The organism is Wolbachia endosymbiont (group A) of Hedychridium roseum, assembly GCF_964028325.1.
Taxonomy (GTDB): Bacteria; Pseudomonadota; Alphaproteobacteria; order Rickettsiales; family Anaplasmataceae; genus Wolbachia.
In genome coordinates, this window is record NZ_OZ034755.1 from 1,341,710 (window position 1) to 1,357,752 (window position 16,043).

The 16,043-nt window shown below is 35.9% G+C and carries 16 protein-coding genes, 2 tRNA genes and 2 pseudogenes; 8 read left to right on the top strand and 12 right to left on the bottom strand.

Annotated features, from left to right (window positions below):
- Window positions 1-6: 6 nt before the first annotated feature.
- From ABWU23_RS06545 to ABWU23_RS06575, 7 genes are all read right to left on the bottom strand, one after another.
- A tRNA-Trp gene (locus ABWU23_RS06545) sits at window positions 7-79 on the bottom strand.
- 13 nt (window positions 80-92) lie between these two features.
- Window positions 93-1,265: an elongation factor Tu gene (gene tuf, locus ABWU23_RS06550; RefSeq protein ID WP_353270736.1), complete on the bottom strand. Its 1,173-nt coding sequence runs from the start codon at window positions 1,263-1,265 to the stop codon at window positions 93-95.
- Window positions 1,266-1,276: 11 nt separating this feature from the next.
- On the bottom strand, window positions 1,277-3,349 hold the full coding sequence (fusA, locus tag ABWU23_RS06555; RefSeq protein ID WP_253307295.1) for an elongation factor G: 2,073 nt from the start codon (window positions 3,347-3,349) through the stop codon (window positions 1,277-1,279).
- Window positions 3,350-3,370: 21 nt separating this feature from the next.
- Window positions 3,371-3,850, bottom strand: coding sequence for a 30S ribosomal protein S7 (rpsG, locus tag ABWU23_RS06560; protein WP_253307294.1), 480 nt, complete (start codon window positions 3,848-3,850; stop codon window positions 3,371-3,373).
- A 5-nt stretch (window positions 3,851-3,855) separates the two neighbouring features.
- Window positions 3,856-4,230 carry a 30S ribosomal protein S12 gene (gene rpsL / locus ABWU23_RS06565; protein WP_353270980.1) on the bottom strand — a complete coding sequence of 125 codons (375 nt, stop codon included), beginning with the start codon at window positions 4,228-4,230 and terminating at the stop codon, window positions 3,856-3,858.
- A 91-nt stretch (window positions 4,231-4,321) separates the two neighbouring features.
- A complete protein-coding gene (locus ABWU23_RS06570) occupies window positions 4,322-4,471 on the bottom strand; it encodes a hypothetical protein (RefSeq protein WP_353270981.1) in 150 nt (49 codons plus the stop codon).
- Between the two features lie 433 nt (window positions 4,472-4,904).
- Window positions 4,905-4,981, bottom strand: a tRNA-Arg gene (locus ABWU23_RS06575).
- A gap of 148 nt (window positions 4,982-5,129) precedes the next feature.
- Between ABWU23_RS06575 and ABWU23_RS06580 the strand changes: the two genes are divergently transcribed.
- The 6 genes from ABWU23_RS06580 (at window position 5,130) to ABWU23_RS06605 (ending at window position 10,258) form a co-directional block, all read left to right on the top strand.
- A complete protein-coding gene (locus ABWU23_RS06580; protein WP_253309408.1) occupies window positions 5,130-5,858 on the top strand; it encodes an ABC transporter ATP-binding protein in 729 nt (242 codons plus the stop codon).
- Window positions 5,859-6,031: 173 nt separating this feature from the next.
- On the top strand, window positions 6,032-6,199 hold the full coding sequence (locus ABWU23_RS06585) for a twin-arginine translocase TatA/TatE family subunit (protein WP_006013840.1): 168 nt from the start codon (window positions 6,032-6,034) through the stop codon (window positions 6,197-6,199).
- A gap of 289 nt (window positions 6,200-6,488) precedes the next feature.
- Window positions 6,489-7,583, top strand: coding sequence for a hypothetical protein (locus tag ABWU23_RS06590; protein ID WP_353270982.1), 1,095 nt, complete (start codon window positions 6,489-6,491; stop codon window positions 7,581-7,583).
- 226 nt (window positions 7,584-7,809) lie between these two features.
- Window positions 7,810-8,466 (top strand): exopolysaccharide biosynthesis protein, encoded by a 657-nt coding sequence (locus ABWU23_RS06595; protein WP_253309410.1) that lies wholly within the window; start codon window positions 7,810-7,812, stop codon window positions 8,464-8,466.
- Window positions 8,459-9,832 (top strand): cysteine--tRNA ligase, encoded by a 1,374-nt coding sequence (cysS, locus tag ABWU23_RS06600; RefSeq protein ID WP_253309411.1) that lies wholly within the window; start codon window positions 8,459-8,461, stop codon window positions 9,830-9,832. Before ABWU23_RS06595 ends, cysS begins: the two co-directional genes overlap by 8 nt.
- A 6-nt stretch (window positions 9,833-9,838) precedes the next feature.
- Entirely contained in the window at window positions 9,839-10,258 is a 420-nt protein-coding gene (locus ABWU23_RS06605) for a DedA family protein (protein WP_253309412.1), read from the top strand.
- 85 nt (window positions 10,259-10,343) lie between these two features.
- Here ABWU23_RS06605 and ABWU23_RS06610 read toward each other — a convergent pair whose 3' ends face one another.
- The 3 genes and pseudogenes from ABWU23_RS06610 to ABWU23_RS06620 form a co-directional block, all read right to left on the bottom strand.
- A complete protein-coding gene (locus ABWU23_RS06610) occupies window positions 10,344-11,621 on the bottom strand; it encodes an ankyrin repeat domain-containing protein (RefSeq protein ID WP_353270983.1) in 1,278 nt (425 codons plus the stop codon).
- Window positions 11,618-12,947 (bottom strand): annotated as a pseudogene (locus tag ABWU23_RS06615) (IS110 family transposase). Before ABWU23_RS06615 ends, ABWU23_RS06610 begins: the two are co-directional and overlap by 4 nt.
- A 267-nt stretch (window positions 12,948-13,214) precedes the next feature.
- Window positions 13,215-13,492 (bottom strand): annotated as a pseudogene (locus tag ABWU23_RS06620) (IS630 family transposase); the annotation flags it as partial.
- Between the two features lie 75 nt (window positions 13,493-13,567).
- On the opposite strand from ABWU23_RS06620, the gene ABWU23_RS06625 reads away from it, so the two are divergent.
- Window positions 13,568-14,071 carry a hypothetical protein gene (locus tag ABWU23_RS06625; protein ID WP_253309214.1) on the top strand — a complete coding sequence of 168 codons (504 nt, stop codon included), beginning with the start codon at window positions 13,568-13,570 and terminating at the stop codon, window positions 14,069-14,071.
- Window positions 14,072-14,114: 43 nt separating this feature from the next.
- On the opposite strand, the gene ABWU23_RS06630 is transcribed toward ABWU23_RS06625, so the two are convergent.
- Together ABWU23_RS06630 and ABWU23_RS06635 are read right to left on the bottom strand one after the other, a co-directional pair.
- On the bottom strand, window positions 14,115-14,390 hold the full coding sequence (locus ABWU23_RS06630; RefSeq protein WP_353270984.1) for a type II toxin-antitoxin system RelE family toxin: 276 nt from the start codon (window positions 14,388-14,390) through the stop codon (window positions 14,115-14,117).
- Entirely contained in the window at window positions 14,381-14,602 is a 222-nt protein-coding gene (locus ABWU23_RS06635) for a hypothetical protein (RefSeq protein WP_253309216.1), read from the bottom strand. The genes ABWU23_RS06630 and ABWU23_RS06635 overlap by 10 nt, the downstream gene beginning before the upstream one ends.
- Window positions 14,603-14,699: 97 nt before the next feature.
- On the opposite strand from ABWU23_RS06635, the gene ABWU23_RS06640 reads away from it, so the two are divergent.
- On the top strand, window positions 14,700-15,521 hold the full coding sequence (locus ABWU23_RS06640) for a hypothetical protein (RefSeq protein WP_353270985.1): 822 nt from the start codon (window positions 14,700-14,702) through the stop codon (window positions 15,519-15,521).
- Window positions 15,522-16,043: the final 522 nt, after the last annotated feature.

The window sequence follows — 16,043 nt, forward strand, 5'->3', positions numbered from 1 at the left end:
TTAATGCAGGAGCGATAGGAATTGAACCTACAACCTCTGGTTTTGGAGACCAGCGCTCTACCAATTGAGCTACACTCCTATAACTCAAACTCTCACTCCAAAATTTCAGAAACAACACCAGAACCAACAGTTCTACCGCCTTCTCTTATCGCAAAACGCAATCCCTTATCCATTGCTATCGGTACTTGCAATTCTACTTCTACACTCACATTATCTCCTGGCATTACCATCTCCTTCCCATCTAGCAATTTTATGCTCCCGGTTACATCCGTTGTCCTTAAATAAAACTGTGGCTGGTAATTCGCAAAAAATGGTGTATGCCTTCCTCCTTCCTCTTTCTTTAATATATAAACCTCCGCCCTAAACTTTCTATGCGGCGTTATCGTCCCCGGTTTTGCTAATACTTGCCCTCTCTCCACTTCTTCTCTTTTTGTTCCTCTTAACAATATTCCTACATTGAGTCCTGCACTCCCCTTATCCAGCAACTTCTTAAACATTTCTACACCTGTGCATATCGTCTTTTGCGTCGCTTTCAGACCTATTATCTCTATCTCTTCTCCCGTCTTTATCTCTCCCTTCTCTATCCTTCCTGTTACCACCGTTCCTCGCCCCGATATCGAAAATACATCCTCGATTGGCAATAAAAATGGTAAATCCACAGGCCTTGGTGGAACCGCCACATACTCATCTAACTTTTCCATCAATTTATCTATTGATTTCTTTCCATATTCGCTACTGTCATCCTCCAGCGCTTTCAATGCAGACCCCACTACCACAGGCACTTCATCCCCTGGAAATCCGTATTTATTCAGCAATTCCCTCACTTCCATTTCTACCAAATCTATCATATCAGCATCAGCAACATCAGCTTTATTTATATACACCACGATATATCCAACACCTACCTGCTTCGCTAGCAATATATGCTCTCTCGTTTGTGGCATTGGCCCATCAATCCCCGACACTACCAATATCGCTGCATCCATCTGTGCTGCACCTACTATCATGTTCTTTACATAGTCAGCATGTCCAGGACAATCAACGTGTGCATAATGCCTTTTTTCCGTCTGATACTCAACATGCGCTGTTGCTATCGTTATCCCCCTTTTCCTTTCTTCTGGCGCCTTATCTATCTGATCGTACGCTACAAAACTTCCATAATGCTTTGTTATCGCCGCTGTTAACGTTGTCTTCCCATGATCCACATGTCCTATTGTTCCCACATTTACATGCGGCTTTCCAAATGCTTCCACTACTGCTGTCATAATTATTACCCTTAATTATACTTTAACTTTAACTCATCAACCACATATTGTGGTACTTGTTCATAATAAGAAAAATGCATACTATACTGAGCTCTTCCCTGAGATATAGAACGCAAAACATTTATATAACCAAACATATTCGCAAGAGGTACGAAAGCAAGAATTATAGTGCTACTATTATGCGTTTCCATACTTGAAACTTGCCCCCTTCTGCTATTTACATCGCCCATGATATCGCCCATATACTCTTCAGGCGTAATGATTTCAACTTTCATTATAGGTTCTAACATTTTTGGACCAGCTTTATTTGCCATCTCTTTAAAAGCACCTTTAGCAGCAAGTTCAAAAGCTAAAGGACTAGAATCAACTTCATGAAAAGCACCATCAATAAGGGTAGCCTTAAAATCAATAACCGGAAAACCAGAGATCATGCCTCCTTCTTTTATCAACTCTAAACCATTTTGTACACCAGGAATATATTCTTTTGGAATTGCACCACCTACAATTTTACTTTCAAATTGAAACCCAGAACCAGGCTCAAGAGGTTCAAATATAATCTTTACTTTTGCAAATTGGCCAGCACCGCCGGACTGTTTTTTATGAGTATAATCAATTTCAACAGATTTAGTGATAGTTTCACGATATGCAACTTGAGGCGCACCGACGTTAGCTTCAACGTTAAACTCGCGCTTCATTCTATCAACAATAATCTCAAGATGCAGCTCACCCATGCCTTTCAATATAGTCTGTCCACTCTCCGCATTTACTGACATTCTTAAAGAAGGATCTTCTGCAACCAATCTATTTAAAGCAACACCTAATTTTTCCTGATCTGAAGTAGTTTTAGGTTCCACAGCAATTTCAATAACAGGCTCAGGAAATTCCATACGCTCTAATAATATAGGAAAATCAGGTGAACATAAAGTGTCACCAGTAATTGTTCTCTTTAATCCAACTAAGGCAACTATATCGCCAACTTTAGCTTCGTTTATATCTTCTCTGTTATTTGCATGCATAAGCAGCATTCTGCCAATTCCTTCAGTCTCATTTTTTCCCGCATTTAACACAGCGGATTTGGATTTTAACTTACCGGAATAAATACGAATAAACGTCAAGCTGCCTACAAACTTATCCGTCATCACTTTAAACGCAAGAGCAACGAATTTCTCTTTTTCTGAAGGTTTGATCTCAATTTTCTTTTCTGAATCTTTAGGATCAGTTCCAACAATTACATCAACATCAATAGGAGAAGGTAAAAAGTCAACCACACCATCTAAAAGTGGTTGTACGCCTTTATTTTTAAAAGCTGATCCACATAATACAGGAACAAATTTTCCTTTGATAGTTCCATTTCTCACGCATTTTTTCAGTAAATCTACTGGCAGATCATTAGACTCAAAGTAAGTATTCATCGCTTCATCATCCATCTCAGCTGCAGCATCTAATAAAAGATTTCGATATTCTTGAGCCTTGTCAAGCAAATCAGAAGGAATATCTTCATAAGAAAATTTAGCACCCAACGTTTCTTCTTGCCATATAATGGCTTTCATAGAAATAAGGTCAATTATACCTTTGAAATCTTTCTCACTTCCTATTGGCAACTGAATGACTAAAGGTGCTGCACCAAGCTTCGTCTTTATCATATCAACACATCGATAAAAATTTGCCCCTATTCTATCCATCTTATTAACAAAGCAGATACGAGGAACGCTATATTTATCAGCTTGACGCCAAACTGTTTCAGATTGAGGTTCAACTCCAGCAACTCCATCAAATACAGCAACTGCACCATCCAAAACCCTTAAAGATCTCTCAACTTCAATAGTGAAATCAACGTGACCTGGAGTGTCTATTATATTGACCCTATGATCATTCCAAAAACATGTTGTTGCAGCAGATGTGATTGTAATACCACGCTCTTTTTCCTGCTCCATCCAATCCATAGAAGCTGCCCCATCGTGCACTTCACCAATTCTATTTTGCTTACCAGTATAAAATAAAATACGCTCTGTTGTGGTAGTCTTACCAGCATCTATGTGAGCCATTATTCCTATATTTCTGTATTTAGATATCCCAATTTCCATATCACAATTAATTAGCTAACATTAAAAACGAAGATGAGAAAATGCCTTATTAGCCTCAGCCATTTTATATTTTTCTTCGCACATCTTAAACGCACCACCGCGTTTATTATAAGCATCCAGTATTTCAGATTGCAAACAATCAACAGTGGTTTTTCCACTCTTTTTTCGAGCAGCAGAAGTTGCTTTAGCAATCCACCTTAACGCTAAAGAAATCGCTCTATCTTGTCGAACTTCAACAGGCACTTGATAAGTTGCACCACCAATGCGTCGAGAACGCACTTCTATAGAAGGAGTAACATTTCCTACCGCTGTTTCAAAAATTGATAACCCACCTTCGCCTATTTTCTTTTCAGCTAAAGACAAAGCGTCATAGATAATCTTTTCTGCAGTAGATTTTTTACCACATTTCATGATTGTATTAATGAAACGCATCAGCAAAACACTGCCATAACGCGAATCAGGACTTATTTCTCTTTTTTTTGCTTTATTCCGACGAGCCATAAATTTTAACCAGATTTCTTTACACCATATTTTGAACGAGCTTTCTTTCGATTTTGCACGCCACGCAGATCAAGGGCACCTCTTATTATGTGATAACGCACACCTGGCAAATCTTTAACCCGCCCACCACGTATCAAAACAACAGAATGCTCTTGTAAATTATGACCTTCACCAGGTATATAAGCTGTCGCTTCACCATACCCACTAATTTTTACTCTGGCTACTTTACGGAGTGCTGAGTTAGGCTTCCTAGGAGTTGTAGTATACACCTTAGTGCAAACACCCCTCCTTTGAGGGTTGCTTTCTCCCAAAGCTGGTACCTTTTTCTTATGGGTCAATCCTAATCTACCCTTACGTATTAATTGATTTATCGTAGGCATATGTTATAAATTCAAGCTCATTAAAATAACTAAGTCTTTAATTATAAAATAATAAACCTCAATAGTCAATATAAAAATAAACATTACTACTCTAATAATTAAGCTCAACTGCTTTGAAAGCCATCAGTAGACTTCTTGCACTACCTCCCAAGCCACAACTGTCATTCAGTAGAAACAAAAAACTTCCTTGACAAACTCCGCCAGCCCCCTTATTATGATAGTAAGGGTATTCATGACTCAAAACTTGTTTTTGACCTGCAGGCTCAATGACAAAATTCAGTAAAAAACTTAGGGTATTTTTTGGCGGATTACATAAAATTATAGCGGCTGCATGTCTTTTAAATTTTTTCTACATTCAGCCAAATCGCGCTTATTTTAAGCGTTAGCACATTATTACAGCGCCAGTTTAAATTATTATAGGGTCAAAACTCGCACCACGGGAGTTCTTTGCCTTTTTTTTCTGCCTGGTAAATTTCTTAAATATTTATAACTAAACGACAACCGTCATCCCTGTAAAGGTCAAGTATCCCGCTACGTGTTAGCGGGATCTATGCTAAGAGATACCGCGGCGGTATGACGTAGGGGTTGCCAAGAACTTGTCATTCCAGTGCTTGACACTGGAATAGGTGTGTGTATTTGTGAAAAAAAATCTCCATGAAATTTGTGAAGCAATGTGGTGGGACTAGTGCGATTCGAACGCACGACCTTCAGATTAGGAGTCCAACGCTCTATCCTGCTGAGCTATAGTCCCGTGTTTCCTACCATTTATGTAAAGTTATAGCAAAAAATCCTTCTCTTTTCTAGATTTTTTGCATAACCAATTTATGACGACAAGAAACATTTCTGTACTTCTTGAGTATAATGCTATTATATTTAATAACATGGTTTAAGTAAGATTAATGCTAGTTAACAACATTGGTTATTTCTATAACAATCAAGACGACTTTGCTTTAAGCAATATAAACATTAAAGTAAAAAAAGGAAGTGTTGCATGTTTATTGGGGCATTCTGGCTGTGGCAAGTCAACAATTTTGAAATTAATTGCAGGGATAGAAAATCCAAAATCTGGAACTATTTTTATAAATGATAGGTTAGTTGCAAGCAATAAGGCATCAGTCGCTATAGAGCATAGAAATATCGGATTGATTTTTCAGCATTCTGCATTATTTCCTCACAAAACAGTAGTAGAAAATATAACCTTTGCTATCCGCAGCTCTTCCAAGAGAGAAAAGCACCTAATTGCATTGGAAATCTTGAAGTTACTCAATATAGAAAAATATGAAAATATGTACCCTAACGCCTTATCTGGAGGACAGCAACAATTAGTTGCAATAGCAAGAGTGATGGCACAAAACCCTGATGTTGTGTTGTTAGATGAACCATTTTCTAATTTGGATATACTGCTCAAGTGCCGAATAAGACAACATATATTGTCCCTTTTTAGAAGTAAAAATATCCCTGTGCTAATGGTAACTCATGACCCGCAAGAAGCATTGAAAGTTGCAGATTTTATCTACGTAATGAAAAATGGTAAAATTATTCAATCAGGAGTTTCTAGCGATATATACCATAGGCCTAAAGATGATACGCTAGCAAAGTTTTTTAGTGAGCTCTCCTCTACTCTATAGTTAAGCGAAAAGTTTCCACTTATTCGCTGCAAGAAAACAATCTAATTTGGAATTGTTATAAAATAATTAAAAAACCTTGATTTATAATTAAATAAAGGTGATATAATCTATGTGTTACTTGACTTCAGTCAAGTTTTAATATTTAAAGGTTAATATTTTAAATGGAGGTGAAAATGAGTTTAGGACCATGGCAATTGTTTCTAGTCTTAATAATAATTTTAGTTCTGTTTGGTGCAGGCAGATTACCGCAAGTTATGGGTGATTTAGGAAAAGGCATCAAAAACCTTAAACAGGAGCTTAAGGACTCAGAAAAATTATCGTCTAATGAACCAGATCGTTAGCGTCCTCATACTTCGTGACACGCACTAAGGTGCGTGTTACTCACTTAAAGCATCAATTATTTTTCAATCTTTCCGCTTAAGCTGTTGCGTCTGCTTCACCTTCCTCTGAATTCATAATTTTTCTAATATTGTTAAAATGCTTTATAGAAATTTTCGCGGTCACTTTATATAGCATACAAACAAGTCTTGTAGTGAAAATTTAAAAATACAATCATTATTATTAATAAATTTTTATACATACTATACTGATAATGTAAGAGTAAATTTATTTAAATAGTGAGGTACGAAAATGAGTAAAAATAACAATCAACAATACAAAAACTATTCTGAAGATTATAATGGTAAAATAGGTATTAACACTAATGGACAAAAGTTTCAATTAATCAAAAATAACTCAAATCCTGTATACAATTATGAAGTTCGTGATATGGATGGGAATCATATATATAACATTAGAGAACAATGTATACCAAAATTCTTTAATAAGATATATAAGCCTTCAGAGTCAAAGATCTTTGACAAAGCACCAGAAACTATAGAGGAAGTATTACCAAAAGTATTTTCATTCCAAGATGAAGGTATAAAATATAATATAAGGTATGATGACATGTCATCACAAGAGAAGTTCCAAATTCAAAAGGACATTCATGCTGCTTATGAAAATTTTAAAAAATTGTTTGATGTAAACAAACCTGAAACAACTTTAAATTTAGAAGTTAATGTTTTTAACAACAAGAATGATTACCAAAAATATAATGAATTAGCTGGCATTGACGCAGATAATGCTTATGGTGCAACTGATGGTAAAGCGATAGTAGTATACAAATTTGCCGGTATGGACTTTGTTTTAGGTCATGAGCTGGGCCATGTGTTCCAAAATGAGCTATTAACAAGTATGAAGAATTCATTAGACCCTGAATTAGTTGGAAATTTAATTGGGAGTCAAGTAGAAAAAGAAAACAAAAAAGATATAGATAGTGGAGAGATAAAAGAATATCAAACTGAAGAATATGAAAATCCAGCTCATAACAAGGCATTAGAGCTTAGAGAAAGCAATGAAGATGATAAAAAAACAAATATAGTGGAGGAAGAGGAAACAGAAGGAGATACACTATATAATAACAAAGAACTCTATAGAGAAAAAAGAGAAGTGCAAAAAGAAACCGCTAAGTTAGATGATAACACAGAAGAAAGTCAATCTACACAAACGAGTGAACCTGATGTATTTTCATCTATTGCATCTATTTTTAGAAGTTTTATATCATGGATATGGGGCACAGAAGAAGAAAGTGAATCTATCGAATTATCACAGAGTTCATTGTATTCTGATCCATTAAGTGACGAAAGTCATTATTCACAGTCAGATACTAATGATATACTATAACTTTTTTTTATAGGTAGTTTAACCCTTGCGTGTAACCCAAAAAACACGCAAGGGAAAACTGTATTGCATTGATGCTGTAACAAACAACTTCATTTGCACCAACTGCAAGTATAATGACAAAATTACGATTGTACTTTAACTCTAACAATTAACAATAATAAATTTATATTGAAATACAGCAATAATTACGTTAGTTTAAAAGGAATAGTTTGATTAAAGGATAATTGTGCAAAAAAGTGAGAAACTAACTAAAGATAAAAAACTAGCTTCTGATATTCTAAAAGAGGTTGCAGATACCAATAACAATGATAGCGATAAAGTAACTTTGTTCGATATTAAAACAGCTTTGCATGAGCGCGGTTTTGGTATTTTAATAATCATCTTCTCCTTGCCACTATCGGTGCCTATACCGGTTCCACCTGGTTATACAACTATTCTTTCTATACCTTTAATCTTATTCTCACTGCAGCTTCTATTTGGATTTGATTCTCCTTGGATGCCCAGTTGGCTAGAAAGAAGATCTTTTCAACGTTCAACACTAGCTCTTGTGGTGGAGAAAACTTCTCCAGCATTAAGAAAAATAGAAAAATTCATGAAGCCAAGAATGTCTTTTATTTTCTATGGGCCTGGCGAAAAAATTTTAGCTTTTGTAATGTTGCTTTGTGCATTATCAATAGCTCTTCCATTACCTCTTACCAACTTTATTCCTGCAATTGGTACGACTCTTATTTCACTTGGTATTATGAGTAAAGATGGGTTTCTATCCATATTGGGAGTTTTAATATCATTGTGCGGACTATTGCTTACTCTTGTTGTAGTAGTCAAAGGGCCACAACTTATCATTGGGGCATTTTCTTTTCTCAAAAGCTTCGTATATGGTTAGGCTTTACAACACCTTAACAAAAAAAAAGGAACTTTTTACACCAATCGATAAAGATCATGTGAAAATGTATGTTTGCGGACCAACAGTATATGACACAGCACATATAGGCAATGCACGGTCTGTTGTTGTGTATGATGTGTTATTTCAGCTACTTAAGTTTTGTTATGGCAAAGTTACCTATGTGCGTAACATAACCGACATTGATGATAAGATAATCAATGCAGCAAGTGAGAAAAATAGCAACATAGAAAGTATAACCACATATTACATTAAAGCTTTTCATGATGATATGGAAAGCATAAATTGTAAAGAGCCAACACACGAACCAAAAGCAACGGAAAACGTAGATTATATTATAGAATTAATTGAACATTTACTGCAATCAGGCCACGCTTACGAGTCTGACAAACACGTGTATTTTAATATAGAATCTTACCATGAATATGGTGCTTTATCAGGAAAAAAAACTGATGAATTGGTTCCAGGTAGCAGAGTTGAAGTTAATGAAAATAAAAAGCACCCTGGAGATTTTGTACTGTGGAAGCCTGCAAGTGATATTGACTACAAACTTTCAAGTTATTGGAATAGCCCATGGGGAGAGGGCAGGCCTGGATGGCATATAGAATGCTCAGCAATGTCATATGCTTATCTTGGCAAAGATTTTGATATTCATGGTGGCGGCATAGATTTACAATTTCCTCACCATGAAAATGAAATTGCACAGAGTAAGTCTGCATTTGCTGGATCAATGTTTGCAAAATACTGGATACATAACGGCTTTCTTACAGTAAGTGAAGAAAAAATGAGCAAGTCCTTATTTAATATAGTCAAAGTAAGAGATTTGCTAGATAGTGGAATAAAGGGTGAAGTAATACGCTATGCACTGCTCAAAACTCACTACAGAAAACCACTTGATTGGACAGAAAACGTTATTTCTGATGCACAGGAAACCTTAAATAAATTTTATCGGTTATTACGTGGCTTAGATACAACGAATATTGATGAAAGTAACGCAGAGATTTCTAAAGATTTTATAGACGCTTTAAAAAACGACTTAAACATTCCTGAAGCTCTAGCTATACTGCATGAAATGGCTGCAAAAATTAACAAAATGAGTAATGAAAGTGAAAAGCTTAAATTAACTGAGAGTTTTGTTAAGAGTGCCAGATTTATTGGTCTTCTTGAGTCAAGTTATCAAGAGTGGTTTGCTGTGGATGTAAATCATCAAGAAATAGAAAGGTTGATAGACTTAAGAAAAATTGCAAAAAAAAATAAAAATTACGATACTGCAGACAAAATAAGGGATCAGTTGAAACAAATGGGGGTTACAATTTCTGACAATGAAGATGGTACAACAACTTGGTAAACTTATATGGAAGATTACTTTCTGCTGTTTAAAGATAGCCTATTATCATCGTTAATCTTGCCTATACACCAAGGCTTTATGTTTGAAGCTATGCTGTACTTTAGATCACATCACAATCTACTACTTATGTTATTTTTTGGAGTACTAGGATCAAGCCTTGGTGGAATAGTTAACTGGTATTTAGGTAGAATAACAATCTTAATGCGAGAATCATACCACAAATTAGAAAACGAATATACAATGCCAAAAGTTACAAAAAATTTGCTAATTTTTGCAACTTTATTACTTTCATGGGTGCCAGCACTTGGAAGTGTGATTCAAATTTTATCAGGTTATTTCAAGTTAAACCTTTATATCCTTGCCCCTTTAATCATTCTATCTAATTTCTTCTATTTGTTATATCTAATACTTACTTTTGGAGTATAACAGCTATAGTACTACAGCTATTAAAGCCCACTTCTGTCATCCTATGCCCTGATAGAAGCGGAGCTATAAATTAAATGCAAAATTTCTAGTAGTCATAGGATGCACCATGAGCTAAAAGCAATTCCACAAGCTCTTGGTGGTCATCAGCGGCATAACCTAATACTTTCATTCCCCAATTATTTCTAGCATTAACATTTGCATTGTGTTTTAGTAATACCATAGCTATATCAACTTTTCCCATCAGAACAGCATGATGTAGTGGTGTTTTGCCATCTTTATCCTTAGCGTTGACATTGGCACCTTTTTCGATAATGTACTTCACCACCTCCAAGTTTTTTCCTATAATAGCATAGTGTAACACTGTTGCTCCCTCATCATTTTCAGCATTAATATCTGCATTGTGTTCTAGTAGCACTTTAGCTATATTAACTTTTTCTCTGATAGCAGCAAGATGTAATGGAGTATTGCCAGCTTTGTTCTTGATGTTAGCGTTAGCACCTTTGTCCGCAAGATATTCCACTACCTCCAACTTTCCACAAAAAGCTGCCATATATAATGGAGTATTACCAATACTATTCCTAGCGTTAATGTCAGCACCTTTGTTAACGAAGTACTTAACTATATCCAAGTTACCATTCTCAGCAGCAACGTGTAATAGAGTCATACCATCTTTATCCTCAGCACTTAAATAAGCTCCTCTTTTAACGAGATATTCCACTACTTCCAAGTTTCCACCTTTAGCAGCCATATGTAATGAAGTCCCACTGTAAAATATTCCTTTAGCCTCAGCATTAATATCTGCACCTCTTACAACAAGATATTCCACTATCTCCAAATTTCCATACAAAGCAGCCATATGTAATGGCGTACTACCACATCCATCTTTAACGTTCACATCAATACCTTTCTCAATGAAGTACTTTACTGCTTCTAAGTTTTCATACTCAGCAGCCACGTGTAATGGAATTAAACCGTCTTTATCTTTAGCGTTGATATCTGCGTTTTTTTCAACAAGATATTCTATTACATTCAAGTTTCCACCATAAACAGCTGAATGTAATGGGGTAATATTATACTTATTCTTAGCATTAAGAACACAACTAAATCTATCTGAATGTTTTTCTTTTATATGCGTTAGTATTCCTTGAATTGCTTCACAGTCACTATTTTCAGCTAGTAAATGTAATATAGTACTTTTGTGCTCAGAATAAATAGAACTAAAATAAAAATCATCAATCAACCTACTGTGCTTACTTGCATGTCCCCAAATAGATGCAACATGAATAAAATTATCTATTACTAAATCACTGCCGTTTATCAATTCCAGAACTTTTCTTAAGGTATCTTCTCCTAAGAAACTCACTCAACTAACTCTTCTTGTTGAACTAATATGTAGCCAAATTCGCTCGCTTTTTTGATCAAATTTTTTACAGTTCTATCTTTATAGCGTGTTTCATAGTATTCCATTCCTTTTTCTACATATTCCTGTCCGTATTTGAGCATACTATAAAATATGCATGCCATTTTTCTTGCAGTAGCTGTTATTGCTTTTGGTGCTCCTAGTCGTTTTTTCAATCTTCTGTAGTATGCACCCAACGCACTTTTACTATTTCCTACAGAATGAGCAGCTATTCGCAAAGCATTCGCAGCACGGTTAATGACTTTACGTGTTCTTGTGTTAAACACTTTTTCCCCTGTAACTTTATTAGCAGGACTGAGTCCCAACCACGACGAAAAGTGCTTTTCTGTTGGCCATTTACTATGGTTTATACCAACTTCTGAAATTATGGTTTGTATACTTAATACATCAAATCCAGGAATTTTAGTGAAATCCATACCAGTTATTCGGTGCAGTTCCTCATACAAAGCAAAGCTTGGCTTACTTTTGCTATTTTTATTCTTTTGCTTACTTAGCTGTTTGCTTTCACAAGACTTTGTTTCAAACGTTTTATAATAGGCTTCAATATTTCTATCACATTCTGCTATTTTTTCTTGATAAATATTATATAATTCAAATTCTTGCTTTAGCGTGAATAAGTGTTCCTCTCTATAGTCACCAGCTAACGCTTTTGCAATAGTAGACTGATCATTTTTCATTCGCACGTCCCTGAATTCTGCTAATTTTTCAGAATCTCTTTCGCCTTCAATTATAGCTTCAATGATTTTCATACCAGTTATCCCAGTAATATGACTAATAACCTTGTGTAATTGTATATTCATTTGAATTAATGCCTTCTGCATACGCAGAATATGTGTAGATGCACTTTCAGTGAGATTTTTGCGTTGCCGCACGTAACTGCGCAATACACACATCTGATTATCTGGCCTAAACGATCCATGAAGCAGTCCGTAGCTATGCAGTTGTTGGAGCCATTGGCAATCTTGAACGTCAGACTTCCTACCAGGTACATTCTTTACATGCCGTGCATTTTACCTCGAATTTGTATGACTCAAGTATTTGAAATAAAGGAATCCAGTATACTCCTGTTGATTCCATAGCTACTGTTGTAACTTTACACTTTTTCAACCACTGTGCTAAGTTATGAAGGTCTTCAGTAAAGCAGCCAAATTTCTGAACGCGTTGTTCATCTCTTCCTTCAGGTACACACACATAGTGTACAGCTGAACCAATGTCTATTCCTGCTGCATTAGGATTCACTATTTCTAATTTACTTTTTGCTTTTTTCATGGTAACTCCTACATATAATTTGTAATAGGGAAACGCTTCAGCTTGGAACGGTTGATAGTACAATCTCCTAACCGAGGTAGTCTAAATGACTCCATCAATGATTTGACCGTTCCTTCCAAAACCATGCTTGCATACGGGCACTTAGGCACCATTGAAAATGTCGGTCATAACTGCAGAGGCGCTCTCTGTACAACTATACTTGAAAACTACTAAAAACTTAAATTTGTGTGTTTCTTTCTGATTTGACAGATTTCGTCTGTTCGATGCTTGTATCCATGCTTCAACTTGTTCAAGTTGGCTTTGGTTCAATATAGTTTTTCTACGGCGTTGAGGTGGAGCAAATAATTTTTCTTCTCTGCCAAATTTTAGGTCATGCAGTAAGTGCCTTTCTTGAAATGCAACATATTTTTGCTACGGCTGTTATACTATGCTTTTTTGCTGCAATTACAGCATTTAGTTTTTTTGCAACATATGCATTATTTCTTACTTTCTTCAGCATTTCTTTTGCTCACTTTTTCATCCAATAATTTTGATCTTAATGCCATTTAAACCTCGCTATTTTACTTACTCCAGTATGGCTTTTTTCCATTATTGTCTATCCGTTACTTGTATAGCGGGAATTGGTATTAGGAGATTTATTTGACTTTCTTTTTGGTAGTTCTAAAGCTAATCGCCAATTTGAAAATAATATCGGAGTACAAAAAGAATTGTATGGTCGGTACAATAAATTCATGGATAGTCTTGGGGGCTTAGGAAAAGATGGTCCAGGAGGATTTATTAATCAAATAGCATCGCAATATCAAGGCAATCCTTACCAGCAGTTTATTAGCAATCAAATGATTGGCAACCAATTAAGAGCAAGTAGGCTTGATCAATCAAGCTATGGTCTATCTAAAGTTGCAAGTTTAAACTCTGAACTTGCGTCGCGTGGCTTGAATGACTTTATCGGTTCATCTTTAGGAGGGCTGCAAAGTCTTATCGGAGCACATGGACTTGGTGCACAAATTGGTCAAAATCTAGGTGGTGGTTACACTTCTTACGGAAAATCTTTAAATGATCGTTGGATAGCTATGAATCAAATGTTAGATAATTTTGGTCAGGTTGCGGGTAAGGCTGCAATATAGCCAACTACAGCATTTTATTTTTTCAATAAAGAAAAGAATGTACTTATCTCTTGTAAATAGTATCTCTATGTCCTATCTCTGTGATAACCACTGTACGTTCTGATTGATCTACCCTGTAGACCACGCGATAGTCACCTACTCTTAACCTTCTGAGCCCTTTTAAGCTATGATGTAGTGGTTCACCAAGATTTACTGGATCGACTGTAAGTCGTTCTTTTATAGCCTTTTGAACTCTTAGCCTTATTGTCTTTGGAAGATTTGGTAAATCCCTTTCAGTAACGCTCTTTAGAGACTTAATTTTATAACGTTCTAGTCCCACTTAATATCTTCAAAATCAACTGTTTCTGCGCCTTCAACATCACGCTCATCAGAAATTTTAGACACTAAAAAATCCTCGATTTCAAGCTCAATTGCTTCTTTGAGTAGTTTCTCTGCTAATTCTTGAGCAGGCTGCTTAGTGAGCTCAGCTAGCTCGGCAAGGTGCAGTAAAGTTTCTTTACTGAGAACTATATTAGCGTTTAAGTCTGCCATAAGTTTTACCAAAATCTACTACTGTAACAATTTTACAACATTTTTTTTAATTTTTCAATAAATTAGTGTATGCTGGAATTAGTTTAAAGGATGAAAAATGCTATCTCAGGAGGATATTATTTTATGCCGCAAAGATTTTGGTTTCTTTGCGTTTCAAGGCATGCTGCGAGTGTTTAATATCAGATTAAATTTAAAAAGAAAAGATGGCAGCAAAAACTATTTGTGGATGCTGTTCAGCAGCATTAATCGCTTGGTGTTTGAAAAAGAACACAGTCAATGGTGGAACATACCACCACGCTGTGCTAAGACAACACTGGGTTTTATATTTCATGTGGCGTTTGCCCTCGGTAATAATCCAAGGGCAAAGTTTATGTATATTACGCACCAAAGAGATTTGATGCGTGAAAAAATCAATGAACTGCACATTGTCCTTGAGTCTCCATTTTACCGTCAAGTCTTTCCAAACGTAAAAGTAGTTGGTCGCAAAAGTACGCGAGTAATTAGAACTAAAGAAGGAGGTTTTGTTAATGGCTTTTCAATATCAGGGCATGTAACAGGTACAGGAGCTGGGGATAGTTCTCTTGATTTTGATGAAGGTCGAAAGTACGGTGGTTGCATTATCCTTGATGATTTACATGATGCAAGCTGCGCTTATAGTCGGGTATCGCTGATCAGTGCCTGTCAAAAGTTTGAACAATGCATAACTTCAAGGCGTAATACTGCTGATACGCCATTTTTAGTGATTGGTCAAAGGATCAGTGTTTACGACATATTTGGTTATTTAGAGAAAAAATCAGAGCGACAGTTTGAGAAGATCATAATACCTGCAGTACTTGAAGATGGCACGAGTATTGATGAGAATAGATTGCCAATGCAGGAACTTAGGATCAAGGAAAAAGCAGATACCGTCACGGAATAATTAACCGTCATACCGCGATTCATTCGCGGTATCTCTTAGCATAGATCCCGCTAACACGTAGCGGGATGACGATTTTCGATGAACCTAAGTTACTTTAGCTATAAACATTAAGAAATTTACTAAACGAAGAAAAAAGGCAAAAGAAACCCCGTTGGTGGTTGGCTATTTACTATGTACTAAAATATCGGCGTTTTTTTATTCTAAAACGCTTGATTAAGAGCGATTTAGCTGCTTTTAACTTGCAACTAACCTAAATTATAAACGTTAAGAAATTTACTGAGCGGAAAAAAAGGCAAAGAAACCCCGTAGTAGCTAGCATTCAAATTCTCCCTTGTCAATTTGACGTTTTTTGCTGTCTTAAACGCTTTGTAAGCGCGTTTCGGCTTTTATAGGTAAAAACCCAGAAATTTTTAAAGACATGCGATGCACGTAGTGCGAAAAATTAAACATGAGACGCCAAATACCCTAAGTTTTTTGTCATTAACCTGCACAGATTGCGAAGATAAATAAATAGCTTCAGTT